The organism is Terrabacter sp. GCM10028922, from assembly GCF_042666095.1.
Taxonomy (GTDB): domain Bacteria; phylum Actinomycetota; class Actinomycetes; order Actinomycetales; family Dermatophilaceae; genus Terrabacter.
The window spans coordinates 255,548-279,935 of sequence record NZ_JBHTFG010000010.1; the positions used below are offsets into that span (position 1 = coordinate 255,548).

Here is a 24,388-nt window from a genome sequence, read left to right on the forward strand (position 1 = left end):
GACACCACTGTCAGGTTGCCTGATCATCAGGAAACCTGAATGAAATCCGGGAGTCGACGCGTACTCGGACAGCGCGCGCACCCGCTCAACGAGGAGTACGGATGCGATCCACACGACTGATGGCCCTGAGTTTGACCGCTGCCATGGGGCTGGCTGCCTGCGGTGCCGGGGAGAGCTCCGGCAGCCACGACAGCGGACCGATCACGATCGGGATGGTGGCGCCGCTGACCGGGCCCCTGGCCCCCCTGGGGATCGGGGACAAGGCTGCCGCGGAGCAAGAAGTGGCAGCCATCAACAAGGCAGGCGGCATCGGCGGCCGGAAGATCAACCTCACCGTCGTCGACGACAAGAGCGAAGTGCCGCAGTCGGTCACGGAGTACAGCAAGATGACCGCCAACCAGGACATCAGCCTGATCCTTTCGTCGGCCAGTGTCAGCGCATCCACGGCCATCGGCCCGACGGCGCTGAGCCGGAAGATGCCGACCCTGGCCCTGGGTCCCGTCGCCGCGTTCGTCGACGGGAAGAACCCGTACGCCTTCACGATCCCGGCGAGCCCGACGGCCTACGCCGAGAAGCTGGTCGACTACTTCAGCGACCAGGGAGTCAAGACTCTTTCGATCGCCTACAACGGCAAGGACGTCTACGGAACGACGGGCAACGATGCCACCAAGGCCGCAGCAAAGGCCGCCGGGATCGACGTCGTGATGGACGAGCCGCTCGATCCGGCATCGACGGACTTCACCCCGCTCATCACGAAGGCGAAGAACGCCAGGGCCGACGCATTCCTCGTCTGGGCAGCTGGTCCGGCACCGGTGATCCTTGCCAAGCAGCTGCAAGGCACGGGCGTCAAGATGACCGCCACCGGCGCGAACGCGTCCAACTTGTTCACCGAGCCCGCCGGCGATGCGGCCGAGGGCATGATCATGGCCAGCAGCATCGCCGTGCCCGGCAAGGACCTCCCGGACGGACCGCTCAAGTCGCTCATCGACGCGTTCGCCGGCCCGTGGCAGAAGACCAACAAAGGTGTGTTCCCCCCACAGTTCGCGTTCGACGGCGTCACAGGCATCCAGATCGCCAAGGCCGCGATCGAGAAGGCAGGGTCGTCCGAGCGCGAGGCCATCCGCCAGGCACTCGAGGGCCTCGACGTGCTGACGCCGACGGGTCGGTTCCAGTACTCCAAGACCGATCACAGCGGACTCGACAAGTCGGCCGTCGCGATCGTGGAGGTCAAGGACGGCGCGTTCACCGCGACCGGCTTCAGCCGCAAGCAGTTCGAGACCGAGCTGCCGAGATGACCATGCTCCTGCAGGTCCGCGCAGCCACGAAGTCCTTCGGGGGAGTGGTTGCCGCGAGCGACGTCGATCTCGACGTTGCGCGTGGCGAGCTGCGGGGCATCATCGGTCCGAACGGCGCCGGCAAGTCAACGCTGTTCAACCTGGTCAGCGGACACCTCCGGCTCGACTCCGGGTCGATCATCCTCGACGGTCAGCGGATCGAGCGGCTGGCGCCGCACGCGCGAGCCCGCCGCGGCGTGTCGATCGTGTTCCAGGGTGCGCGTGTGTTCCCCGCCATGACGGTCCTCGAGAACGTCATGGTGGGGGCGCACGCCCGCACGCGCGCCGGGATCTTCTCGGCGGCGCTGCGGCTGCCCGCGCAACGAGGCGAGGAACGGCGGATCGCCGTCGCCGCCCACGAGGCACTCGAGCGGGTGGGGCTGGCGTCTTGGGCCGACCGGCTCGCGACCGACCTGCCCCTTGGGCAGCAGCGACGCATGCAGGTCGCTCGCTCACTCGCGGCAGAGCCGACGGTGCTGCTGCTGGACGAGCCCGCATCGGGCCTGCGTGCCGAGGAGCGTGAGGACTTCGCGGTGCTCGTCGAGCAGCTCAAGGACATCGGGACCACGATCCTGCTCGTCGAGCACGACGTGGCCCTGGTCATGCGGCTCGCCGACTCCATCACGGTCCTGGATCTCGGCCAGGTCATCGCCGAAGGCACGCCGGACGAGATCCGGGCCGACCAACGCGTCATCGACGCCTACCTGGGGGCGGGTGCCGCGCATGCTCACCGTTGAGGACGTCGTCGTCCGTTACGGATCGGCGACGGCGCTGGACCGCGTGAGCCTGCGCGCCGAGGCCGGCGAGATGGTCGCACTGATCGGGCCGAATGGTGCCGGCAAGTCGACCCTGGTCAACGCCATCAGCGGGCTGGTCCCGGTGGAGTCCGGTTCGATCGTCACCGGCGGTCGGGTCGCACAGGTGCCCGAGGGTCGGCAGATGTTCGCCGACATGAGCGTCGTCGACAACCTCGTGCTCGGTGCATGGCGCTCGGGCGATCGTGACCCGTCGCGGATCTTCGACCTGTTGCCGGCGCTGCGCGACTTCGCGCACCGCAAGGCCGGAACGCTCTCGGGAGGCCAGCAACAGATGGTCGCGGTCGGCCGCGCGTTGATGGCCGATCCGCAGATCCTGGTCATCGACGAGCTGTCCCTCGGCCTGGCACCACTGATCGTCGCTGACCTTGCGGAGCACCTGCGCACGATCAACCTCGAGCGCGGGACGACGGTCGTCCTGATCGAGCAGGAGGTCGGGCTCGCGCTCGAGCTGTGCTCACGGGCGTACGTCCTGGAGGCCGGGCGGATCACCGTCTCGGGAACGACCGAGGAGCTAGCCGACAGCCCCGCGGTGCGGGCCGCGTACTTCGGTGGCCTCGACGTCGGGAAGGACATCGAACTGTGAGCGACCTCATCACGTATCTCGTCTCGGGAGTCGCCCTCGGGTGCACCTTCGCACTGATCGGAAGTGGCTACGTCGTCATCCACCGGGTCACGCGCGTCGTCAACTTCGCCCAGGGCACCTTCGCGGTGTTCGGCGGCTTCATCTCCTACTCGTTGCTCGACGGCACCCTGCCGCAGGGGCTGGCGCAGCTGGTCACCGTCGTGGCCTGCGGGCTGATCGGGCTGGTCGTTGGTCTCGTCGCGATCGGCAAGCCCGGTACCGACCCGCTGATCGCGCTGATCGTGACCCTGGGCGTGTCGATCTTCTGCGCCGCGGTGTTCATCACGGCGTGGGGCCAGGACCCGATCTCACCGCCGGGACTGACGGGCTCGGTCTCGATCCTCGGCGCCGACGTGCAGCGCCAGCGTCTGCTGGTCGTCGCCGCAACGCTCCTGACGTTCGTCGCCCTGTCGCTGTTCTTCAGCCGCACGTATGCCGGCAAGGGCCTGACGGCGTGCGCGTCCAATCCTCGCGCTGCGGCCCTCGTCGGCATCAACGTGCGGCGGATGGGGTTCATGGCCTTCGCCGTCGGTGGTGCGCTCGGTGGTCTCGCCGGCGCGTTGATCTCGCCGTCGGTGGCACTGTCGTTCTCGTCCGACCTGCCCTTCGCGTTGAGCGGGTTCGCCGCCGCGGTCTTCGGCGGGCTGACCAGCCCGGGTCGCACGCTGCTGGGCGGCATCGTCCTCGGCGTCACCGGGCAGCTCGTCGCGGGCTACCTCGACGGGTCCTTCCAGACCGAGGTCGCGCTGCTGATGATGCTCGCGATCATGGTCGTCCGCAGCAGGACGTTCGTCACCGAGGAGGCGAAATGAGCACCACGCTGGCCGGTCGCCGCACGTCGACCCTGCTCACCCGGACGACGGTCGCCGTGGTCGCCGTGGTCGCGCTCGCAATGCCGATGCTGATGTCCGACGTCACGTTCTTCATGCAGATGGTGCTCGCGGCGATCGTCGTCACCGGACTCTCGCTGCTCATGGGGTACGCCGGACAGGCTTCGCTCGGGCAAGGCGCCTTCTTCGCGGTCGGAGCCTTGACCGTGGGGATCGGCACAACCACGTGGGCACTGCCGCCGTTGCTGGCGCTCGTGCTCGCGCCGGTGCTGGCGTCGGCCTTCGCTGCCGTGGTGGGCATTCCACTGCTACGGCTCCGCGGCCACTACCTCGCCTTCGGGACGCTGGCACTCCTGCTCATGGTCGTCGCGGCGATGAGCACGTTCGACAGTCTCGGTGGTTCCTTGGGAATCGCCGGCATCCCTCCGCTCGCCGTCGGCTCGTTCGAGCTCACGGATCCGCGCGACTATGCCTACCTGGCGCTCGGCTGCCTCGCCCTGGTGCTGGTCATCAGCCGCAACCTGATCAGCAGCAGGTTCGGCCGTGGCATCCAGGCGCTCGCCGGCAGCGAGACCGCGGCCGCCTCGGCAGGTGTGGCGGTCTTCAAGGCGAAGCTGTCGGTGTTCGCGATCTCGGCCGCCTTCGCCGGGCTGGCGGGAGCGCTCTCGGCGTTCTTCACGCCGTTCATCAGCCCCGAGTCGTTCCCGGCCTCGCGCTCGTTCGAGTACGTCATCATGGCCGTGGTCGGTGGTCTCGGCGCACTGTGGGGCGGAGTCTTGGGAGCCATTGCGATGTCGGTCGTGATCGAGGTCCTCAACCGCATCAGCACGCAGCCGGGCCTGCCGGCCACGGCCGGGCCGATCCTGCAGTACGCGGCATACGCCGTGCTGCTGATCCTTGCACTGCTGTGGATGCCGCGCGGTCTGATCTCGGTCCTGCACGACACGCGCCGGCGGCTCTCGGCGATGCTGACACGAGCGCCGCAATCGCGGTAGAGAGGTGTCCTAGGCCTCCACCGACACGATGAACCGCACTCGAGGAGACGGACATGACCGTTACCTACACGTTTGACGTCTTTTCCAGCCTCGACGGCTACGGTGCCGCGAGCGCCAACTGGGCCGGCTACTGGGGCAAGCAAGGACCCGAGCTGCTCGACCACCGCCTTGCCCTGTACGGCCCGGAGCAGCGGATGGTCTTCGGGGCCAACACGTATCGCGCGTTCGCGCAGATGCTGGCCTCGAGCACCGAGGAGTCCGACGTGCGTGACCCATGGGTCACTCGGATGAGGAGCCTGCCCGCCACGGTCGTGTCGACGACCCTGGAAGGACCACTCGACTGGCCTGACGCGACCGTCGTCAGCGGTGACGCCGTCGACGTCGTCACGCAGCTCAAGGAGGAGTCTCCCGTCCCGTTGCGCTCGCACGGCAGCCTGTCGATGAACCGGGCGCTGATGGCAGCCGGCCTCGTCGACCGTGTCCAGGTGACACTCTTCCCCGTCATCACCGGTCAGACCGGGCTGGATCCGATCTTCAAGGGTGCGGCCGACTTCGACCTCGAGCTGCTCGAGAGCCGCACGCTCGACGGGCACATCCAAGCGCTCGTCTACCGACCCACCCTTCATTGACCGGCACGTGCGTGGACATCGACTGCTGACTCGTGCGCCGTGGATGTCGAGAACGCTCGGGCGGCTCCGTCCCAGGGGTACGAGCGGCCGAACGCGGCCGGACGACACGGACGATGGAGTGACCACCATGCAACCGAACGAGATCACCGCGATCCTCGACCTCCCGATCAGCCAGGAGCTCCTGTCACGCGACGTGCTCCGTATGGCATACGTCGCCAAGGACGGCACCCCCCGCAACGTCCCGATCGCGTTCACGTGGAACGGCTCGGAGATCGTCGTCTGCACCACGAAGAACGCCCCGAAGCTGCCTTCCCTGCGGCGCAACCCCGAGGTCGCGCTGACGATCGACACCGAGGTGCACCCGCCGAAGATCCTGCTCATCCGCGGCCGAGCGGAGCTGGACGTGGTCGACGGCATCCCGGAGGAGTACCTGCAGATCAACGGCAGCTACGAGATGACCCCCGAGCAGCGCGTTGCGTGGGAGGCCGAGGTCCGCTCCCTCTACGACGGCATGGTCCGGATCCTCATCACGCCGACGTGGGTCAAGCTCATCGACTTCGAGACCACCCTCCCCACCGCGGTCGAGGAGCTGGTCCGACGGCGGGCCGAGCGTCAGCGCGCCTGAACCGACCACCGCGGCGAGAATGCCCGTAACGAACCGAGGAGACCATCGTGGCCAAGTACCTGCTGCTCAAGCACTATCGGGGCGCGCCGGCACCGGTCAACGACGTGCCGATGGACCAGTGGACGCCGGAGGAGCTGACGGCCCACGTGAAGTACATGGAGGACTTCGCCGCGGGACTCGAGGCCACCGGCGAGTACGTCGACAGTCAAGCGCTGTCCCCGCAGGGCACGTTCGTCCGCTCCGACGGCGACGGACGCCCTCCTGTCACCGACGGCCCGTTCGCGGAGACCAAAGACCTGATCGCCGGGTGGATGGTCATCGACGTCGAGACCTACGAGCGGGCGCTCGAGCTGGCCGCCGAGCTGTCCGCGGCCCCGGGCGCAGGTGGGAAGCCGGTCCAGGAGTGGCTCGAGGTACGACCGTTCATGTGTGCGCTGCCCACGACGACCGAGTGAACGAGTCACTGCTGCGCGAGACCGTACCCGCGGTGATCGGCGTCCTCGTCCGCCGCGGAGCCGACTTCGCCGCGGCCGAGGACGCGGTGCAGGAGGCACTGATCCGGGCACTCGAAGCGTGGCCGGACGACCCACCGCGCGATCCCAAGGGATGGCTCGTTGCGGCCGCCTGGCACAAGTTCCTCGATGCCGCCCGCGCCGAAACATCCCGGCGCGGAAGGGAACTCGTCGTCGAGGCCAAGCCTCCGGCAGGGCCGGTTCCCGCCACGGATGACACGCTGTGGCTCTATTTCCTGTGCGCGCACCCCTCCCTGTCCCCCGGTTCGGCCGTCGCTCTGACCTTGCGCGCTGTCGGCGGCCTGACGACCCGGCAGATCGCCACGGCCTATCTCGTCCCCGAAGCGACCATGGCCCAACGGATCAGCCGGGCCAAGCGGCGACTCACGGGTATGCCACTCGACCAACCCGGCGACCTCACGACGGTGCTGCGCGTGCTCTACCTCGTCTTCAACGAGGGCTACAGCGGGGACCTCGACCTGGCGGCCGAAGCCATCCGCCTGACCCGCCAGCTCGCCGCCTCGACCGACGAGCCCGAGGTCTCGGGGCTGCTGGCGCTGATGCTGCTGCATCATGCTCGCCGTGCGTCTCGCACCGGCCCGGGCGGGCGCCTCGTGCCACTCGCGCAGCAGGACCGGTCCCGTTGGGACACCGGCCTGATCGCCGAGGGGGTGGCGATTCTGCAGACGGCGTTGGCCCGCGACCGGCTGGGCGAGTACCAGGCCCAGGCCGCGATCGCCGCCCTGCATGCAGATGCCCCCAGCACCTCGGAGACGGACTGGGTGCAGATCTTCGAGTGGTACGACGAGCTGCTGCTCCTCACCGCCAGCCCGGTGGTGCGGCTGAACCGCGCAGTGGCAGTCGGCGAGGCCGACGGACCCCGAGCCGGACTCGCCGCGCTGGCCGAGCTGGACCCAGAGCTCCCCCGCCACACCGCAGCCCGCGCCTACCTCTTCGAACGCGCCGGCGACCTGGAGCAGGCCGCCGTCCTGTACGCGGAGGCATCCCGCACAGCCACCACAGTGCCTGAGCGTGACCACCTCACCCGCGAAGCAGGCCGGGTGCGGCAGCTCCTGCGCTCCTGAGCCCGGTTGCCGCAGAGGGTTCCCGGACTCGGGCGACGCCCGGAGTCGGCTTCAAGGTGTCTGGGCGTTCGCTGGGTTGCGGGTTCTGGGCCGTCTGGGTACTTATGGTCGAAGCGTCACGAACCCTGCGTGGCACCCCGACCTCCATGAGTGGCCCAACCATGACGACGCAGACTCCTGCTCCCGCCGCCACCGGTAGGCGGACGCGCCTGCTGCCCGCGACGCCGGAACGCGGGTTCCTCGTGCCAGCGGTCATCGCCGTCGCTGTCCTCCTGACCCAGGGCGCCGTCCAGGCGCTCACTCCGTTCATCCGCCAGGACGACTGGCCGTTCCTGCTCCCCGCGGACACGCCGGGAGTGATCCCGCCCGCCTACTACAACCTCAGCGAGGGACGCTGGCTCAACTCCGTCTGGTGGGCCGTCGTCGGCCAGCACGGCACCCCCACGACGGCGGCGGTCACCTACGCCGTCGGTTACGCACTGCTCGTCGCGGGCATGTGGCGGGTGCTCCACCTCTCGGGGGTCCGACCCGGGCCGGCGGTGGATGCTCTCCTCGGCATCGCACTCTTCGCCTCCTGCGTGTGGGTGCAGCTGCTCTACTGGCCGGGCGCGTTGACGCCCTCGGTTCTCGCGGCCGCTGCCGGCGTCTGGCTGCTGCCCTGGGCGGCGCGCTCACCCCTGCGGCTCGGACTCTGGCTCGTCGCGTGCGAGGTCGCGGCCGTCCTGACCTACCCACCCGTCGGCGCCGTCCTGCTGGTGTTCGCCGTCCTGTTCCTCGGCGACGCCCCATGGCGCCGCGTGCTCTACGTGGCCGGCGCGTGGGTGGCGGCATTCGGCGTCGGCGTCGGCGTCGCGTACACCCTCAACTGGGTCGTCAACGGACACTTCGGCCTCCAGCTCGCCGCCTGGCGCCAATCGAACCCGCTGACCTCGCTCGATGCTCTGGGGGTCAACACGGGGCGCTGGTTGCGCGCCGCCGGGGCCTTGTGGGCCGTCCAGTGGTGGGCCCTGGTCCTGGGGCTCGTCGGGATCGTCCTCGGCTGGCGGGACGCCTGGGTCCGTCCCCGCCTGCAACGCCTCCTCGTCGCCGTCGCCGTCGCCTGGGGTCTCGACGCTGCACAGACTCTCGCGACCGGCACCGTCACAGAGGCGCGCGGGCAGCTGTGGACGTGGTTGGCCGCGGTGCTGCCCGTCGCCCTCCTGCTCGTCGGGCGGCGAACGCGGGCCGGCCTCCCGGTCGGACCCGGTCGCCCGGTCGGACGCGGTTGGCCGGTCGGACGCGGTCGGCCCGACCGCGTGGCCACGGTGACGCTCGCTGTACTCGCCCTCGGCGGGGTGCTGACGTGGCGCGCCGACATCGGCGAGCACCAGGACGTGCGCAGGCAGTACGCCTCGATCGCTGCAGCAGCCGCCGCGCACGACCCCGGGACCGTCGCACCGACGATCGTCGTCTACCAGGACCCCGCGACGCGTAACACCCGGGCGGGCCGGGTCATGGCCAGCACCCTGTTCATGGCAGTGCGCCAGGAGCAAGGCGGCGTCCTGCCCCGGTGGTGCAGCGGGGCCGAATGCGTCGAGCTGGCAGCGCGCGCCGCGTCCGGGTCGGTCATCCACCTCGGACAGGTCGTCGGCGTCGTCGTGCCGACCCCACCCAGCTGGATCTGAACTCGGGCGGCCATGCGGCGATGGCGGCCCCGTCTGGATGGGGCTCGCACTCTGATGTCGGACAGTCGGAAACCCGTGCGGCGACGGCTGGGCCGCGCCTCTATGGTGGACCGATGGCATCGGTCAGGCAGTTCCAGGTCACCTTCGACTGCGCAGAACCCGAGCGCGTCGCTCGCTTCTGGTGCGAGGCGTTGGGGTACGTCGTACCGCCGCCACCGGAGGGGTTCGCCAGTTGGGACGATTTCGACCGCTCGCTGCCGCCTGAGCGTCAGGGTTCAGCATTCGCCTGTGTCGATCCCACCGGTGTGGGCCCGCGACTGTTCTTCCAACGCGTTCCCGAGGGCAAGGCCGTCAAGAACCGGGTGCATCTCGACGTGCGGGTCGGCACCGGGCTCGTGGGCGAAGAGCGCGTGGCCGCCCTCGAGGCCGAGTGCGCACGGCTGGTCGCGCTCGGCGCGGTACGCGGGAAGCTGCTGCGTGCAGATGGCTTCAACGAGTCGTGCCTCGGGATGCAGGACGTCGAGGGCAACGAGTTCTGTCTCGACTGAGGCCGCGCCGCAGCAGCGCCGCCGACCCTGCGACCGTCGGTCAGAGCGCTGCGCGTGTCGTGTTGAGCGTGAGCACCAGTTCGTTGTGGAGCTGACGCTTCTGCGTGAGCGGCGCCTCCGCGTAGTCCTCAGCCACCGTCAGGATGGTGCGGCCGAGGTCCAGCATCGGGAACCTCACCGGCGGGGGAGGCAACGGCATGAGCGCCGAGGCCGGGTGCGGTAGCGCGACGGCAGCAACGGCGATGAGGACGATCGCCGAGAGCCGACGACGCAGCCGGGACGCTGCTGCCCCGCTTCGGCCACTCACCGGGCCGCGTGCGGGTGGGGAGCTGGCACAGCCGGTGCTTTGAGGTCGCTGGGTGAGGTTCATCGGAGTCCACCTCCTGGGTCGCGAGACGTCCGATCACGAACCACTGTGAACCGCAGGCGACGTGCCGTCTGTGCGCGCGACGACACAGCGGCACGGCGCGCAGGTCGGGCCCGAACCGCGCTGGCGGCAGCTCGTCCACGGTGACCTGACGAGAACTGCGCGAGGGAGTGACCTGCTTAGGCGCGCACCTCGAAGGAGGCCTTGAGCGCGTCCATCGTGGCCGTGCGTTCCCTCAGGGCGACCCTGCCCAACACCGGCGTCGCGAGCCGGTAGAGGCCGTAGGTCTTCATGCTCGCGTGGTGGCGCACGAGCGTCGTGTCGTGATCCGTGGCTTCCAGCGTGTAGCCGGGCCAACCCTCGACCTTGACCTTGCCGGCCTTGGAGCTGTCCCACCAGTGGTACACCAGCCTGCGAGGCGGATCGAACTCGACGACCTCGCCGGGGGTCGGACCGAAGGACGTCTGGTCCAGGTAGGTCGTCCCGAGGGTCAGCTCTCCGGGCGATGTCTGTTGGGTGCGCCGCAGGATGCTGCCCTTGTCGGGCATCCAGGCGTTGTGTCCCTCGATGTCGGCCAGGCGAGCGAAGACCTGCTCTGCGGGCGCACGGATCTCCCGAACCACCTCGAACTCGACGAAGGCCACGAGCGTCACCATCGCTTGGTGCGGCACCGACGTCAAGACGCCGCGCTGCCAGCGTGGCCGGCCCTGGCCACGCGGCGGGTCAACCCCGCCACATCGCGTCGCCGCGGCGGTGGAGACACGGCCACCCGGCATACGACGATGGCTGCGTGGCCACGACGAGGTGGCCCGGATCCCAGGAGGACCACCGTGACGACGTCCGACACGCTTCGACGCCCGCCCTTCGACCCCGAGCTCGCGGCCGTCCTCTCGGTCATCGGCGAGAGCCTGCCCTCGACGCTCACGCCGGAGATGATCCCGCTGATGCGACAGACTCCCATGATGCTCCCGCTCGAGCAGGTGCTCGACGGCCGCGCGGTGACGCACGAGGAGTTCACCGTCCCCGGCTACGAGGGCGCCGAGATCATCGTGTCGGTCTTCCGCCGCACCGACCACGTCGCGGGAGGTCCGGCGATCTTCCACATCCACGGCGGCGGCATGATCGTCGGCGACCGCTTCTTCGGTGTCGAGGCCTGCGTCGAGTGGGTCGAGCGCTACGACGCCGTCGTGGCGAGCATCGAGTACCGCCTCGCCCCAGAGCATCCCGACCCCGTCCCGGTCGAGGACTGCTACGCCGGTCTGCAGTGGTTCGTGGCGCAGGGTGACGAGCTCGGCTTCGACGCGAGCCGGGTCGTCGTGGCCGGGGCGAGCGCCGGCGGGGGCCTCTCGGCGGGCGTCGCGCTCCTCTGCCGCGACCGGGGCGGCCCTGCGCTCATCGCTCAGCTGCTCATGTGCCCGATGGTCGACGACCGCAACGAGACCGTCTCCTCGCACCAGTACGACGGCATCGGCGTCTGGGACCGCACCTCCAACGACACCGGTTGGGACGCCCTGCTCGGCGACCGCCGGGGCACCGACGAGGTCTCGATCTACGCCTCGCCGTCGCGCGCCACCGACCTGTCGGGCCTGCCGCCGGCCTTCATCGACGTCGGCTCGGCCGAGGTCTTCCGCGACGAGGACGTCGCCTACGCGACGCAGATCTGGGCCGACGGCGGCGTCGCGGAGCTGCACGTCTGGCCGGGCGGCTTCCACGGCTTCCAGATGATGGGTGGCGGCGCCACGGCTCTGGCCAGGGTGTCGATGCAGGTCCAGCAGGCCTGGCTCGACCGCGTGCTCGGGCACGTGGCCGCCGAAGGCTGAGCGCGTATGCCGTCCGGCGGGCTCGGCGACCACCGCTGAGCCCGCCGCCCGGTCCGCCTCGGGACCCGATGGCGCGCCGACCGTGCGCCTACGATGGTGAGTACCCACACCCCAAGGACGCCAGGTGCAGGAGCTCGTCGGCCGGCTGACCTCCCTCGACCCGGAGGCCAGCGAGACCCTCAAGGTCATCACGTACTTCGACCATCTCGTCGAGGGGCGCGTCGGTGTCGAGACGATGGTCCGCGGGGCCGCGCTGCTGACGGGCGCCGTTGCCGGGATCTCGCGTGACGGGCGCACGATCCGCGTCGACCCTTCGGGTGCGCGGCTGTCGCCCGACGGAGACGCGGGCGACCTTGAGCGTCCTGAGGATTCGGCGCCCTGGCCGCGGCAGGAGTGCGGCGAGGGTTCGTTCGTCTGGCTCGAGCGCACCGGCCCGGGCCACGCCAACGACGCCATGGTGCTCGAACGGCTCGCCCACTCGGTGGCGGTGAGCCGCCCCGGAGCCGCGTCTGCCGGCGCAGGTCAGCGCGCGCTCGAGGTCCTGCTCGACCGTGCCTCGCCGGCGACCGACCGTGACCGCGCCGCCGCGCGTCTCGGGCTCGATCAGCGAACCCTCTTCACCGTCGTCGCCACCACACGCGGCGCGTCGGTGCGCGCCGCGCCAGTGCCCGGAGCACCCGTGACTGCGGTGCCGGTGCCCGCCCTGGCGTCAGCCAGGATCGCGACGGCGTACGGCCTCGTCACCGCGCTTCTCGTGCGCGGCGACACCGCGGACGCGAGGGCGGGAGTCACGGCGGATCGCGTGGGCGTGGGCGAGGCGGTCACGGTCGACCGGCTGCCCGAGTCGTGGGCAGGCGCGCTGCTGGCGTTGCGCGTGGCGTCCGCACGGGACCCCTTCGTGCGGATCGGCGACCTCGGCCTGTTGGCGCACGCTGTCCGGGCCGCAGACCACGCGTCGTCCCCGCCCGCCGACGTCGCTGGGGTCGAGCGGGCGATCGCGCACGGCTGGTCGCTCGATGCCCTCGAGTCGCTCGCTGACGCCGAGAGCGTCCGGGCCGTCGCTCGCACGGCGGGTCTGCATCACTCGACCCTCCAGGCACGACTCACCGACCTGCCGGCGCACCTCGGCTTCGACGTGTCGAGCGGCCGCGGGCGGGCGCGGCTGCACACGGCGCTGCTCGTCCGCCGGGCCGCGAGCGCCCGCTTCGTCTGACCGCAACCATCGAGGCGCACCCAGCCGGCTGCGGCGAGAGGTCGCGGACCGCCCGCCCTGTCGGGGCGCTCGGCTAGCGTCTCTCGCATGGCCCACCGGCTCAGCCTCGACGACGCGCGACGGATCGCGGTGCACGCACAGCTGCTCGACCTGCCGCGGCCGACCGACCTCGTCGAGACGGTCAGGCGGCTGACCTTCCTGCAGATCGACCCGACCGCCGCCATCGCGCCCAACGCCGACCTCGTCCTGTGGAGCCGGCTCGGCAACGTCTACGACCCCGCCGACCTCGTCAAGGCGGTCGAGGGCGACCACACCCTCGTCGAGACCGTCGCCTACATCCGCAGCCCGCAGGACGTCCCGGCCGTCATCGCCGAGGTCCGCGACGCAGAGCAGCACCCGTTCATCGTCGAGTGGCTCGCCGCCAACGACTCCTTCCGCCGTGACATCCTCACCAGGCTCGAGGCCGACGGCCCCTTGCTCTCGCGCGACATCCCCGACACCAGCGTTGTCCCGTGGCCGTCGACCGGCTGGACCAACAACCGCAACATCACCAAGATGCTCGAGGCGCTCACCCTCCGCGGCCACGTCGCCATCGCGGGCCGCAAGGGCCGCCAGCGCTACTTCGACCTCCCCGAACGCGTCTACCCCGACGGCCTGCCGACCCTCACCTACGACGAGGCCATCACGCACCTGGACGAGCGCCGTCTCCAGGCCCTCGGCATCGCCCGCTCCACCGGACCGCAGCTCTCCGGCGAGCACCCCTACGTCGGCGCCGCCGGAGAGCCCACCCAGGTCGAAGGGGTCCCGGGCACGTGGCGCGTCCACCCGGCATACCTCGACCTTCCGGGTTTCGAGGGGCGCACCGCGCTGCTCAGCCCGTTCGACCGGCTCATCCACGACCGCGTCCGCGCCGAGCAGCTCTTCGGCTTCGAGTACATCCTCGAGATGTACAAGCCCAAGGACCAACGCCGCTGGGGCTACTTCGCGCTGCCGATCCTCCACCACGCCCAGCTCATCGGGAAGCTCGATGCCATCGCCGACCGGAAGTCCGGCGTGCTCACCGTCAACGCGATCCACGAGGACGTCCGCTTCACGAAGGAGATGACGGCCGGCGTCCACGGCGAGATCCGCGACCTTGCCTCGTGGCTCGGCCTCGAGGTCACCGGCCCCGCCGCACCGCCCAGGCCACGACGGCGAGCGACACCAGCGCGGCCCCGTTGACCCGGTAGCCGCGCACCGCCCGCTTCGACTGCGCCGACAGCACGGACACGTCGCTCTGGTGCGACAGAACGGACGCCCTCGACTGGTTCGACAGCAGCGACCCCGCGCTCATCGACGACCCGATCGACAGGATCGACGCGAACGAGCCGACGCTGCCCACCGACAGCACCGACCCGACGCTACCGATCGAGAGCACCGAGCCGACCGAGCCGATCGACAGGAACGAGTCGCGTGACGCGACGGACCACTTCCACCGGCGTAGGCGCATGACCGAAGCCTAGGCACGCGTACCCAATTCCGCTCCCGTATGCCGTCCGCGACCCTCCGCGACGTATCACTCCTCGCGCCCGCTCCTCCTCTCGTGCAACGGCGCCGCCTCAGGTGGAACGAGTGGCAGCCCCTAGATGCACCGCAGACGCAGACCCCTCAGGAGCACCCCCGTGAGCACCCCCGGCACCTTCGCCTTCACCGTCCACCCGCGCGCCCGGCTGGGCGAGGACCTCGCCCGCGTCTGGTCCCCGCTCGGCCGCGTGCCCGACCCGGTCTACGACACCGCCCTGCGCCGCCTGCCGCTGCGCCCCATCTCGATGGCCGGCATCCACATCGGCGGCGAGCACGTCGGCCACGTCGTGCTCGTCCCGTTCGGGGCGCGTCATCTGCTCACCTCACCCGGCGAGGGCCGGGCCCGCGTTCACCGTGCGGTCGACAAGGCCCGCGCCCTCGGCTGCGACGTCGTGGGGCTCGGCGCTCTGACCGCGACGGTGACCGCGGGCGGGGTGTCGCTGCGCAGCCGCAGCGACATCGGCGTCACGAACGGCAACGCGTTCACAGCCGCCATCGTCGACGACCAGGCCCGCCAGCTCCTGCGCGACGTCGTCGACCGCTCGACCGACCCACACGTCGCCGTCGTCGGCGCGACCGGCAGCGTCGGCGCCGCCGTCACCCGGCTCATCGCCCGCGACCGCGCCGCCGCGAAGCTCACACTCGTCGCGCGCTCGGCCGGGCGCCTCGACGCGCTGGCCGCGGAGGTCGGCCGACAGGTCCCGACGACGACCGCCACGACGATGGACGCCGTCGCCACCGCCGACCTCGTCATCCTCCTCACCGCCTCCGCCGATGCGCTCCTCGGCCCGCACCACCTGGCGCCCGGCGCCGTCGTGCTCGACGCGACCCAGCCGCGCAACACCTCACCGACCCTCGTCGACGACCGGCCCGACGTGCTCGTCGTCGACGGCGGCGTCGTCGACATCCCGAGCCTGCGGCTCGTCGGCGGCAACATCGGCCTGCCCGACGGCCGGTCGTACGCCTGCTTCGCCGAGACCGCCCTGCTCGCCCTGTCCGGCCACCGCGGCCACTTCTCCATCGGCGTCCCGACCCTCGAGCTCGTCGACCAGACGCGGGGCATGGCCGCCGACCTCTCGCACCTGGGCTTCCGCGCCGCGGAACCGACGAGCTTCGGCCGCCCCGTCACCGTCCGCCGCGCCGCGCTGGGGGTGGCGTCGTGACCACGCTCGCCCGCGCCCACCACCGCGTCGTCCTCCTCGGAGGCGGCTACGTCACCCTCCACGCGTATGCCGCCCTGATGCGGCGCGCCGGACGGGCCGTCCGCCGCGGCGACGTCCAGGTCGTCGTCATCAGCACCGACGACGCGCACAGCTACCACGGCTTCACCGGTGAGGTGCTCGCCGGCCTGCTCCCCTACGACCGCACCCGCACGCCGCTCACCGAGGCGATGCCGCACGCGCACGTCGTCATCGGGCGAGCGCTGTCGATCGACGCGGAGCGCCGGGTCGTCCGCTACGAGCAGTCCGACGAGCCGGGCCTGCGCATCCTCGACTACGACGAGCTCGTCGTCGGCACGGGCGGTCGCGAGCCGGCTGCCGCCGTGCCAGGCCTTTCCGAGCACGGGTTCACGTTGCGGGCGCCGGGCGACATCGCCGTCCTCGCCGAACGCGTCCGTCAGGCTGCCACCCACCGCGGACCGCGCCGGCACACCGTCATCGTCGCCGGTGGCGGCCTGGCCGGCGTCGAGATGGCCGCGGCCGTCGCCGACCTCGGCGGCGCGCGCGTCCGGGTCGAGCTCGTCCACTCCGGCGCGCACCTGCTGCCCGAGCTGCACGAGTCGCAGCCGCGCCTGGCCCGCCGCGCCGCGCAGGAGCTCAAGCGGCTGGGCGTCCGTGTGCGACTGGGGGTGCGCCTGGCCTCGGTGACCGCCGACCACGCATACCTCTCCGACGGGACGCACCTGCCCGCGAGCACCGTCATCGCCACGATCGGCCAGCGGCCCGTGCAGGTCCCCGGGCTCGACGAGCACCGCGACCCGCGCGGCCGGCTCGTCACCCGGCCTGACCTCTCCGTCGTCGACCACGTCTGGGCCGCCGGTGACGCCGCGTGCGTCGTCCACCCGAGGAGCGGCGGGCCCGTCCCGGCCAACGCGCTCTGGGCCATCAAGGGCGGCGACCACCTCGGCGCCAACCTCGCCCGGTCGCTCCGGGGCCGCCGCACGAAGCCGTTCGGCTACCGCGGGCTCGGCCAGGCGGCCTCCTTCGGGTTCGGCCGCTCGATCTCCGAGCTGTACGGCATCCCGTTCACCGGCTGGGTGGCCTGGGTGCTGCGCGTGACCTTCTTCCTGCGCTTCATGCCCTCGCGGCGCAAGGCCGTCCAGGTCGTCGGCGACTTCGCCCGCGTCGCCCGCCACGGCCGTATGCCGGGTGGCGCGGCACCATCGGCGCCTGCCCTCGCCGACGTGGTCGAGTCCGCGAGCGTCCGCACGGCGTGACCCGAGCGGGGACGACCGGCTGGCAGCCCAGGGATCCGTGCAACCTCCCACGCACGGCGGGGGCCCTGCTGCCAGCCGGTCGTCCCTGTTCCTGTCGGGACCGGTGGCTACCGTGGCGGGTCATGACGACCGAGCCGACCCATGTGACAGAGACGCGAGCGGCCTACGACACGGTGGCCGTCGACTACGCGGCCCTCCTCGAGGGTGAGCTCGCCCGCAGCCCGTTGGACCGGGCGCTGCTCGGGCACTTCGCCGAGCTGGTGCTGACCGAGGGCGGCGGACCGGTCGTCGACGTCGGCTGCGGTCCGGGGCGCATCACCGGTCACCTGGCGACGCTCGGCCTCGACGTCAGCGGCATCGACCTGTCACCCGCCATGGTCGCGGAGGCGCGGCGACGGCATCCGGAGCTCGACTTCCGGGTCGGCAGCCTCGCCGCACTCGACCTCGCCGACGCGTCGACGGCGGGCGTTGTCGCGTGGTACTCGATCATCCACACGCCACCCGCCTTGCTTCCCGCGGTGTTCGCCGAGCTGAACCGCGTGATCCGCCCGGACGGGTTGCTGCTCCTCGCGTTCCAGGCCGGCAACTTCTCCGTGCGGCACGAGCAGGCCTACGGACACGCGGTCACCTTCGAGGCGCACCGGCTCGACCCGGACCACATCGTCGCGGTGCTCGCTGATGCCGGCTTCCGGGTCACAGTCCGCACGGAACGCAGCCGGCAGGACTACGAGAAGACCGCGCAAGCGTTCCTTCTCGCCCGGCGGGCCTGAGCTCAAGTGGTGTGCTTCGCTGCGAGCGCCCGGGCGATGCGCTCGATGAGGTCGTAGGGAACGGGCTTGGCGTAGAAGAACTGCACCGTGTCCTTCCTCGCGCGGTGCGACGCGACCTCGGCCTCGAGCTCCGGGTCGAGCTCGCCGACCGGGTAGAGCCCGACGTGCTTCTTCCACCCTGCGAAGTGGATGCCATAGCGGTCGGCGAACATGATCGCCGGCATGCCGTAACGGATCTTCTCCTCGCCGCCGGGTACCGCCCGCCGGAGGGCGTCGCGTACCTGCTCGAGGATCTCGCGGGGCCCGTCCGGGAAGCCGGCCACGTACTCGTCGATCGTCGTCGGCGTCGTGGCCCGTGTCTCGCCCATGCGCTCCCCCTCGTCCTGTTCCCGTGACGGGCCCCATTGTCTCCGGGCAGGACTGTGGTGGTGGGCGATTCCCCGGACAAGCCGCGATCGGTCGCCTACGGTGAGCGGGTCACCGGGGGAAGCAGGGAGCTCATGCGCAGCCGAAGGACCAACGGACTCATCATGATCGGCAGCCTCGTCGTGCTGGCGGCCCTCGCCGGCAACGCCTCGCGAGGCCCCGACGAGATCGCGCTGGCTGGTGCCGGGCAGGCGCCGGCCGTCACTGTGACGCGGACGCCACTCGCGACCGTGGCACCGACCGGTGACGACGCCTCGAAGGCCGTGGCGAAGAAGGCCTCCGACGCCGGAGCCGCCGCGAAGAAGGCCACCGACGCAAAGGCCGCTGCAGCGAAGGCTGCCGCCGCCAAGGTCGCAGCCGACAAGACAGCCAAGGACAAGGCCAAGGCGGCGGCCGACGCGAAGGCCAAGGCTGCTGCCGCGACGTGGGCGGTGACGAAGGTCGTCGACGGCGACACGATCTGGGTCTCGCGCGCCGGCGTCTCCAGCAAGGTCCGGTTCATCGGCATCGACACCCCGGAGTCCGGGCAGTGCGGCTTCACCGAGGCCCGCAACGCCCTGCGTGGCATCATCGGCGGCCAGCGCGTGACCCTGACTGCCGGCGCCCAGGACGACGTCGACCGGTACGGCCGCCTGCTCCGTTACGTGGACGTGAGCGGTGTCGACGCCGGCCTGCGCCTCATCAAGAAGGGGTATGCCGTCGCCCGCTACGACTCGCGCGACGGCTACGGCCGGCACACCCGCGAGACGGCATACGTCCGGGCCGACATCGCGAGCCCGAAGGCCGCGTGTGCCGAGCCGGACTCCGGCGGGAGCTCGGGCGGCACGTCCGGTGGAGCGTGGCCGCTGTCGGGAGACAGGTACCCGTGCCCGCAGACGCGGCCGGTCAAGGGCAACGAGGACTCGTGGATCGCCCACGAACCCGGCGACCGGTACTACAACGTGACGAAGCCCGAGCAGTGCTTCGCGACGATGAGCGACGCCGAGTCCGCCGGCTTCCGCCCCGCCAAGGTCTGACCCCCCGGCCGCCTCGTCCCCTGACCCCGCCCCATTCCGCAACACACCGAGCAACCGTCAACGCACCGGGATCGGATGCCGGGGTGTTGGCAGTTACCCGGTGTGTTGCGCGGGGTGGGCGAAGCGGGGCGAGCGGGGGGCGCACCTGCCAGCTGTCAGTCGTCGAGCTCGAGGACGCAGGCCGTGCCGACGTCGACGAAGCCGACCCGGCGGTAGATGTCGGCCGCCGCGTCGGACCCGGCCGACAGGAACACGAGGTCGACACCCTGCTCGCGACAGGCCGCGACGAGCGAGCGCGTGATCGCGGTGCCGTGGCCTCGACCCCGGTGGCCGGGCGGCACGGCGATGCCCATGAGCTCGGCGACGTCACCGCGTGGGGCGGCAGACCCAGCCCCGCAGAGACGGTTGCCCTCGAACGAGGCCACGACGACGAGGTCGCCGCGCTCCATGAGCTCCGGACGCCGGCCCGGGTCCTTCGGCTCGACGTCGTCCATTCCCGCGAATGCCGCCGACACCGACCCCAGCGCGAGCGACAGGTGCGGCTCGGCCGGACGCAGTGCGCGCGCCCGAGGGTCAGCCTCGACGGCCACCTCCGGAGGCATGACGAGCAGCGGGTACCGGTGCGGCTCGTAGCCCGCACCACGGACCGCCGGCAGGATCGTCGGCGTGACCTCGTCGACCCACTCGACGGCGCGCGGGACGCCCAGCTGCTGTTGGCGCTCGAGCACACGGCATACGTCGGCCTCGATGAACGTGTCGAGCCCGCCCAACCGGGGACGCGCGTAGAACTGCCAGCCGGTGCCCTCCTCGGCGAGGAAGAGCGTGAAAGGGCCGACCTCCTCGACCGCGGCGACGGCGCGCGGCACGCAGTCGTAATAGGTCTCGATGCGGTCCAGCCGACCGTCGCGCCCGCGCGTCATGGCGCCACGATGACAGGCGGCCCGCGGCGCGAGCGACCCAATTGTCAGCCGGGCTGTGGCGGAGCGTCGGCTCAGCGCTGCACCGGGTAGACGAGGTGTGTCACGCGCTCGCCCTCGACGACGGTCGTCGGGTTGCCGAGCACGACCTGGCCGGCGGCCTCGGTGAAGTACGGGCGACCGACGCCGAGGAAGCACGGCACGAGGTCGACCGCCACCTCGTCGAGCAGCCCCTCCACGAGGCACTGGCTGGCTATCTCGCCTGCTGCGATCCCGACGTCGGCGTCGCCCGCGAGCTCCTGGGCCCTGGCCACCGCCTCGTGGACTCCGCCCGTCACGAACTCGACGGTGCCGCCCGGGTAGCTCCAGCCGTCCGGCGGTTCGTGGGTCAGGACGACGACGGGCACGCCCATGGGATGGGTGCCCTTCCAGCCGTCGGTGATGTCGAAGAGGTGCCGTCCGACGACGAGCGCGCCGAGCCGGCGGGTCCACTCCGCCCAGAAGTCGGCGTCGCGCTGCGTCAGGTGGAACGTCATGTCACCGCCCGCCGAGGTCCAGGGCACGTCGCCCGCCTCGTACCAGTCGAAGAGCGGTCCGATCTCGTCGTTCGGACCCGCCACGAACCCGTCCAGCGACGTCGATGCCGACGACACGACCTTGCCCATGCTGCGCTCCTGTCCCTTACGAAAGCCCCTTACAAAGCTCAGCGGCGCCCTCGTCGGGTGCGCAGGTAGTCGGCGACGACGTACTCGCCGAGCCGCGAGATGTCCGGGGTGAACACGCGTCCGCCTGCGCGCCGCGCCACGGCGTCGACGAACCGCGCGAGCCCCGGGTCGTCGCCGAGCATGAAGATGTTGAGCTGCGCTCCCGAGCGCCGCAGCTCGTCGACCTGGGCGACGGTCGCGCGGAGGGTCGCCTGGGTCGCGGGCCAGTGGAACGTCGGCCGGCCGTCGACTTCCAGGTGCGCGGTCGGTTCGCCGTCGGTGACGACGAGGACGACGGGCTCGGCGTCCGGATGCCGCCGCAGGTGCCGCGACGCGAGCATGAGCGCGTGCTGGAGGTTCGTGCCCTGCACCCACTCCGGCTCGGCCTCGGCCAGCTCGACGGGCGTGAGCCGCCGCGCGACGAGGTTGAAGCCGATCATCTGCAGCGCGTCGTGCCGGAACCGGGACTGCACGAGGTGCGACAGTGCGAGCGCCGTCTGCTTCATCGGCCCCCAGCGCCCCTCCTGCATCATCGAGAACGACATGTCGACGCACAGCGCGACTGCCGCCCGCGCGCGCCGCTCCGTCTCGGCGACCTCGAAGTCCTCGACGAGCAGCTCGACAGCTCCACCCTGGAATGCCGGGTGGCCGGCTTCCGGTGCAAAGTGCCCACTCGACGGGGTGAGGGTGGGCTCGCGGTCCCCCATCCCATCCCCGGTCGAGTGGGCAGTTCCACCCGCCCGAGCCGTGCGGGTCAGGGCGTTCGAGATCGTGCGGACCGTGTCGAGGGGCAGCTCGTCGCCGAACTCCCACGCCCGGGTCAGTCCCGTCGGCTCGTCGGCCTGGCCGGCAGCGTGGTCGTCGTGGTCGCCGCGGCCGGCGGTCTCGACGTGCTGGAAGACCCGGCGCAGCGCGGTCTCGCCGAGGCGCCGCACAGCCCGGGGGGTCAGGCGCAGCCCGTCGTCGCCGCGGGAGACGTAGCCCTGCCGCTCGAGCTCGCGTTCGAGCTGGCGCAACGCCTCCATGTCGCGGGCGGCGTCGGCGCCGAGGTACTGCTCGAGCCGCTCGACATCGACGTCGTCGAGGCTCGCCCCGTGGTACGACTGCCCGAGCTGTTCGCCGAGCTGCTCGAGGTCGGCGAGCTCGGCGACGGCGGTGACGGCCTCGCCGTAGCCGAGCGGCTCGCCGCCCTGCCCCGCCTGTACGGGACTGCGCCGGTCGAGGCCGGGACGCAGCGCGCGCAGGTTGTCGGAGAGCTGCGCCATCTGCGAGGCGAGGTCGGGGTCGCCGAGCGCGTCGGCCATGAGTTGGCCGAGCTGCTCGCGCTGCTCGGGAGTGAGCGAGGCCAGGAGCCGGTCGGCTGCAGCCTGGCGCCGCGCGAGCGCGTCGATGAGCTCGTCGACGTTCTGCGGGTTCTCGGGGAAGAGGTCGCCGTGCTTGTCCATGAACTCGCGGAACTGGTCCTCGGTGTCCTCGCCGCGTGCATGGGCGGCGAGGAGCTGGTTGAGGTCGGCCAGCATGTCCTTGACCTGTTGCATGGCCTCCGGGTTGTTGCCCGACAGCGCCTGCTTGAGGCCCTCGAACTGCGCCCCGACGATCTCGCGCTGGAGCATCTGGGCGATCTGCTCGTACGTCTCGCGGGCCTCGTCCGAGTGCCACTCGTAGTCACCGAGCGCCCGCACCGCGCCCGCCACGTCGTCCGGGATCGTCGCAAGGTCCATCTCGGCGAGCCGGGCGTCGTCGCCGTCCTCGCCGGCGAGGGTGTCGCGCTCCTGCGCGAGGGCCTGGTCGAGCAGGGCGCGCACCTGGTCGAGCGTGCCGCCGAGGTCACCGCGGCGACGGGCAGCCTCCCGGAGGGAGCGTATGCGTTCGGCGAGGTCGTCGAGGCCGCGGCGGCCGTCCAAGCCCCGCCGCAGCAGCTCGCGCAGGGAGTCGCGCAGGTTGCCCCCGCTCAGGACGTCGTGCCCGGCCTCGTCGAGGGCCGAGCGGACGTCGAAGGGTGGCGCGAGCGGGTCGGGCCCGCCGGTCCAGGGCGCGTAGCGGAACCGCCCGTGCACCTCACCACCCTCGCGCGGAGTCATGTCGTCAGGCTCCGTAGACGGTGCGGCCGGCGACGGTGTCCTTGTCGATGCGGCGTGTCAGGTGCAGGCCCTCGAGGACGAACTCGATCGCGGCCGCGACCTGCCCGGGGGTCGCGTCGTCGCCGTGGCCGAGCCGGTCGAGCACCTTCGAGAGACCGGAGACCGGCCCGACCTGGGCGAGCAGGTCGGAGCCCGGCACGAGGTCTCCTGTCTCGACGACGGCGCCCTCGGCGAAGAGGTTCGTGAAGCCGGTGAGGTCGAGCCCCGCCAGTCGTGAGCGGTAGGTCTCCGCGATGGCGAGCCGCAGCAGGTGCGTCAGCACGTCGCGTTCGCGGCCCTCCTCACCCATCTCGAACTCGACCTTGCCGAGGAGGGTGGGCACGACGGTCGGGACGTCGCAGACCCGCGCGACGGCATACGGCTCCCCCACGCGGGCAGCCCGGCGCAGCGCCGAGCCGGCGACCCCCTCGGCGCCGGCGATCGCGAAGCGGGCCGAGACGCCCGAGCGCTGGTCGACGGCCGATGACTCGCGCAGCCCACGCGTGAACCGCGCCACGACCTCGAGCAGGTGCTCCGGGACGTCGGCGACGAGCGCGGACTCCTGCGCGATGAGCGCCACCTCGTCCCTGACCTCGGACGGGTAGTGCGTGCGGATCTCGGCGCCGAAGCGGTCCTTGAGCGGGGTGATGATGCGGCCGCGGTTCGTGTAGTCCTCGGGGTTGGCGGTCGCGACGAGCAGGATGTCGAGCGGCAGCCGCAGGGAGTAGCCGCGGATCTGGATGTCGCGCTCTTCGAGCACGTTGAAGAGGGCCACCTGGATGCGCTCGGCGAGGTCGGGCAGCTCGTTGAGCCCGAAGATGCCACGGTTGCTCCGGGGCACGAGCCCGTAGTGGACGGTCTCGGGGTCGCCGAGCGTGCGGCCCTGTGCGACCTTGACGGGGTCGACGTCGCCGACGAGGTCACCGACGCTCGTGTCGGGCGTCGCGAGCTTCTCGGTGTAGCGCTCGCTGCGGTGGCGCCACGTGACCTGCAGCTCGTCGCCGAGCTCGGCGGCGAGCCGCCGGCAGCGCGTGCACGACGGCGCCTGCGGGTCGTCGCCGATCTCGCAGCCCACGACGACGGGGCTCCACTCGTCGAGGAGCCCGGCCAGGGTGCGCATGAGCCGCGACTTGCCCTGGCCCCGTTCACCGAGCAGGACGAGGTCGTGCCCGGCGAGCAGGGCCGTCTCGAGCTCGGGCAGCACCGTGTCCTCGAAGCCGACCATCCCGGGAAAGGCGTCCTCACCGGCACGCAGCCGGGCCAGCAGGTTGTCACGGATCTCGCTCTTGACGCTGCGGTGCACGTGGCCGGAGGCGCGCAGCTCGCCGAGGGTCGCCGCGCGACCTGGCTCAGGGAAGCTCATTGCCTCACGC

Annotated in this window: 26 protein-coding genes; 18 read left to right on the plus strand and 8 right to left on the minus strand. The window is 71.3% G+C overall.

All coding sequences use genetic code 11. The annotated features are described in order from the left end of the window. Positions 1 to 101: 101 nt before the first annotated feature. From ACFQU3_RS11875 to ACFQU3_RS11925, 11 genes are all read left to right on the plus strand, one after another. Entirely contained in the window at positions 102 to 1,295 is a 1,194-nt protein-coding gene (locus tag ACFQU3_RS11875) for an ABC transporter substrate-binding protein (protein WP_385909976.1), read from the plus strand. Further along, positions 1,292 to 2,071 (plus strand): ABC transporter ATP-binding protein, encoded by a 780-nt coding sequence (locus ACFQU3_RS11880; RefSeq protein ID WP_385909978.1) that lies wholly within the window; start codon positions 1,292 to 1,294, stop codon positions 2,069 to 2,071. Before ACFQU3_RS11875 ends, ACFQU3_RS11880 begins: the two co-directional genes overlap by 4 nt. Beyond that, entirely contained in the window at positions 2,058 to 2,735 is a 678-nt protein-coding gene (locus ACFQU3_RS11885) for an ABC transporter ATP-binding protein (RefSeq protein WP_385909980.1), read from the plus strand. Before ACFQU3_RS11880 ends, ACFQU3_RS11885 begins: the two co-directional genes overlap by 14 nt. Continuing rightward, positions 2,732 to 3,586, plus strand: a complete 855-nt coding sequence (locus tag ACFQU3_RS11890; protein WP_385909982.1) for a branched-chain amino acid ABC transporter permease — start codon at positions 2,732 to 2,734, stop codon at positions 3,584 to 3,586. The genes ACFQU3_RS11885 and ACFQU3_RS11890 overlap by 4 nt, the downstream gene beginning before the upstream one ends. After that, complete coding sequence (locus ACFQU3_RS11895; RefSeq protein ID WP_385909984.1) at positions 3,583 to 4,599, plus strand: branched-chain amino acid ABC transporter permease; 1,017 nt, start codon at positions 3,583 to 3,585, stop codon at positions 4,597 to 4,599. The genes ACFQU3_RS11890 and ACFQU3_RS11895 overlap by 4 nt, the downstream gene beginning before the upstream one ends. A 53-nt stretch (positions 4,600 to 4,652) precedes the next feature. After that, a complete protein-coding gene (locus ACFQU3_RS11900; RefSeq protein WP_385909986.1) occupies positions 4,653 to 5,228 on the plus strand; it encodes a dihydrofolate reductase family protein in 576 nt (191 codons plus the stop codon). Between the two features lie 127 nt (positions 5,229 to 5,355). Then, positions 5,356 to 5,853: a pyridoxamine 5'-phosphate oxidase family protein gene (locus ACFQU3_RS11905; protein WP_385909988.1), complete on the plus strand. Its 498-nt coding sequence runs from the start codon at positions 5,356 to 5,358 to the stop codon at positions 5,851 to 5,853. Positions 5,854 to 5,900: 47 nt separating this feature from the next. After that, the gene (locus tag ACFQU3_RS11910) at positions 5,901 to 6,308 is read left to right on the plus strand and encodes a YciI family protein (RefSeq protein ID WP_385909989.1); all 408 of its coding nucleotides are present in this window, start codon (positions 5,901 to 5,903) and stop codon (positions 6,306 to 6,308) included. After that, positions 6,305 to 7,450, plus strand: a complete 1,146-nt coding sequence (locus ACFQU3_RS11915) for an RNA polymerase sigma factor (RefSeq protein ID WP_385909991.1) — start codon at positions 6,305 to 6,307, stop codon at positions 7,448 to 7,450. Before ACFQU3_RS11910 ends, ACFQU3_RS11915 begins: the two co-directional genes overlap by 4 nt. Positions 7,451 to 7,611: 161 nt before the next feature. Further along, positions 7,612 to 9,114 carry a hypothetical protein gene (locus tag ACFQU3_RS11920; protein ID WP_385909993.1) on the plus strand — a complete coding sequence of 501 codons (1,503 nt, stop codon included), beginning with the start codon at positions 7,612 to 7,614 and terminating at the stop codon, positions 9,112 to 9,114. 113 nt (positions 9,115 to 9,227) lie between these two features. Then, positions 9,228 to 9,662 carry a VOC family protein gene (locus ACFQU3_RS11925; RefSeq protein WP_385909995.1) on the plus strand — a complete coding sequence of 145 codons (435 nt, stop codon included), beginning with the start codon at positions 9,228 to 9,230 and terminating at the stop codon, positions 9,660 to 9,662. Between the two features lie 40 nt (positions 9,663 to 9,702). Here ACFQU3_RS11925 and ACFQU3_RS11930 read toward each other — a convergent pair whose 3' ends face one another. Then, a complete protein-coding gene (locus ACFQU3_RS11930; RefSeq protein WP_385909997.1) occupies positions 9,703 to 9,969 on the minus strand; it encodes a hypothetical protein in 267 nt (88 codons plus the stop codon). Positions 9,970 to 10,208: 239 nt separating this feature from the next. Further along, positions 10,209 to 10,682: an SRPBCC family protein gene (locus ACFQU3_RS11935; RefSeq protein WP_385909999.1), complete on the minus strand. Its 474-nt coding sequence runs from the start codon at positions 10,680 to 10,682 to the stop codon at positions 10,209 to 10,211. Positions 10,683 to 10,859: 177 nt separating this feature from the next. On the opposite strand from ACFQU3_RS11935, the gene ACFQU3_RS11940 reads away from it, so the two are divergent. From ACFQU3_RS11940 to ACFQU3_RS11950, 3 genes are all read left to right on the plus strand, one after another. Beyond that, entirely contained in the window at positions 10,860 to 11,849 is a 990-nt protein-coding gene (locus ACFQU3_RS11940; RefSeq protein WP_385910000.1) for an alpha/beta hydrolase, read from the plus strand. Positions 11,850 to 11,973: 124 nt separating this feature from the next. Next, positions 11,974 to 13,062 (plus strand): helix-turn-helix domain-containing protein, encoded by a 1,089-nt coding sequence (locus ACFQU3_RS11945; RefSeq protein ID WP_385910002.1) that lies wholly within the window; start codon positions 11,974 to 11,976, stop codon positions 13,060 to 13,062. A gap of 87 nt (positions 13,063 to 13,149) precedes the next feature. Continuing rightward, positions 13,150 to 14,283 carry a DNA glycosylase AlkZ-like family protein gene (locus ACFQU3_RS11950; protein WP_385910004.1) on the plus strand — a complete coding sequence of 378 codons (1,134 nt, stop codon included), beginning with the start codon at positions 13,150 to 13,152 and terminating at the stop codon, positions 14,281 to 14,283. On the opposite strand, the gene ACFQU3_RS11955 is transcribed toward ACFQU3_RS11950, so the two are convergent. Beyond that, positions 14,222 to 14,551 (minus strand): hypothetical protein, encoded by a 330-nt coding sequence (locus tag ACFQU3_RS11955; RefSeq protein ID WP_385910006.1) that lies wholly within the window; start codon positions 14,549 to 14,551, stop codon positions 14,222 to 14,224. The genes ACFQU3_RS11950 and ACFQU3_RS11955 overlap by 62 nt on opposite strands. A gap of 172 nt (positions 14,552 to 14,723) precedes the next feature. On the opposite strand from ACFQU3_RS11955, the gene ACFQU3_RS11960 reads away from it, so the two are divergent. The 3 genes from ACFQU3_RS11960 to ACFQU3_RS11970 all read left to right on the plus strand — a co-directional run bounded on the left by ACFQU3_RS11960 (position 14,724) and on the right by ACFQU3_RS11970 (position 17,832). Beyond that, the gene (locus ACFQU3_RS11960) at positions 14,724 to 15,788 is read left to right on the plus strand and encodes a semialdehyde dehydrogenase (protein WP_385910008.1); all 1,065 of its coding nucleotides are present in this window, start codon (positions 14,724 to 14,726) and stop codon (positions 15,786 to 15,788) included. Continuing rightward, a complete protein-coding gene (locus tag ACFQU3_RS11965; RefSeq protein ID WP_385910010.1) occupies positions 15,785 to 17,062 on the plus strand; it encodes an NAD(P)/FAD-dependent oxidoreductase in 1,278 nt (425 codons plus the stop codon). The genes ACFQU3_RS11960 and ACFQU3_RS11965 overlap by 4 nt, the downstream gene beginning before the upstream one ends. Positions 17,063 to 17,184: 122 nt before the next feature. After that, entirely contained in the window at positions 17,185 to 17,832 is a 648-nt protein-coding gene (locus tag ACFQU3_RS11970) for a class I SAM-dependent DNA methyltransferase (RefSeq protein WP_385910012.1), read from the plus strand. A 2-nt stretch (positions 17,833 to 17,834) separates the two neighbouring features. Here the strand turns inward: ACFQU3_RS11970 and ACFQU3_RS11975 are convergent, their stop codons facing one another. After that, positions 17,835 to 18,200, minus strand: a complete 366-nt coding sequence (locus tag ACFQU3_RS11975) for an iron chaperone (RefSeq protein WP_385910014.1) — start codon at positions 18,198 to 18,200, stop codon at positions 17,835 to 17,837. 132 nt (positions 18,201 to 18,332) lie between these two features. Here ACFQU3_RS11975 and ACFQU3_RS11980 point away from each other — a divergent pair, with 132 nt between their 5' ends. After that, on the plus strand, positions 18,333 to 19,274 hold the full coding sequence (locus ACFQU3_RS11980; RefSeq protein WP_385910016.1) for a thermonuclease family protein: 942 nt from the start codon (positions 18,333 to 18,335) through the stop codon (positions 19,272 to 19,274). 155 nt (positions 19,275 to 19,429) lie between these two features. Here ACFQU3_RS11980 and ACFQU3_RS11985 read toward each other — a convergent pair whose 3' ends face one another. The 4 genes from ACFQU3_RS11985 to ACFQU3_RS12000 form a co-directional block, all read right to left on the minus strand. Further along, on the minus strand, positions 19,430 to 20,194 hold the full coding sequence (locus ACFQU3_RS11985; protein WP_385910018.1) for a GNAT family N-acetyltransferase: 765 nt from the start codon (positions 20,192 to 20,194) through the stop codon (positions 19,430 to 19,432). 71 nt (positions 20,195 to 20,265) lie between these two features. After that, positions 20,266 to 20,856, minus strand: a complete 591-nt coding sequence (locus ACFQU3_RS11990; RefSeq protein ID WP_385910020.1) for a dihydrofolate reductase family protein — start codon at positions 20,854 to 20,856, stop codon at positions 20,266 to 20,268. A gap of 38 nt (positions 20,857 to 20,894) precedes the next feature. Continuing rightward, on the minus strand, positions 20,895 to 22,976 hold the full coding sequence (locus ACFQU3_RS11995) for a hypothetical protein (protein WP_385910022.1): 2,082 nt from the start codon (positions 22,974 to 22,976) through the stop codon (positions 20,895 to 20,897). A gap of 4 nt (positions 22,977 to 22,980) precedes the next feature. After that, entirely contained in the window at positions 22,981 to 24,378 is a 1,398-nt protein-coding gene (locus ACFQU3_RS12000) for a sigma 54-interacting transcriptional regulator (RefSeq protein ID WP_385910024.1), read from the minus strand. Between the last annotated feature and the right edge of the window lie 10 nt (positions 24,379 to 24,388).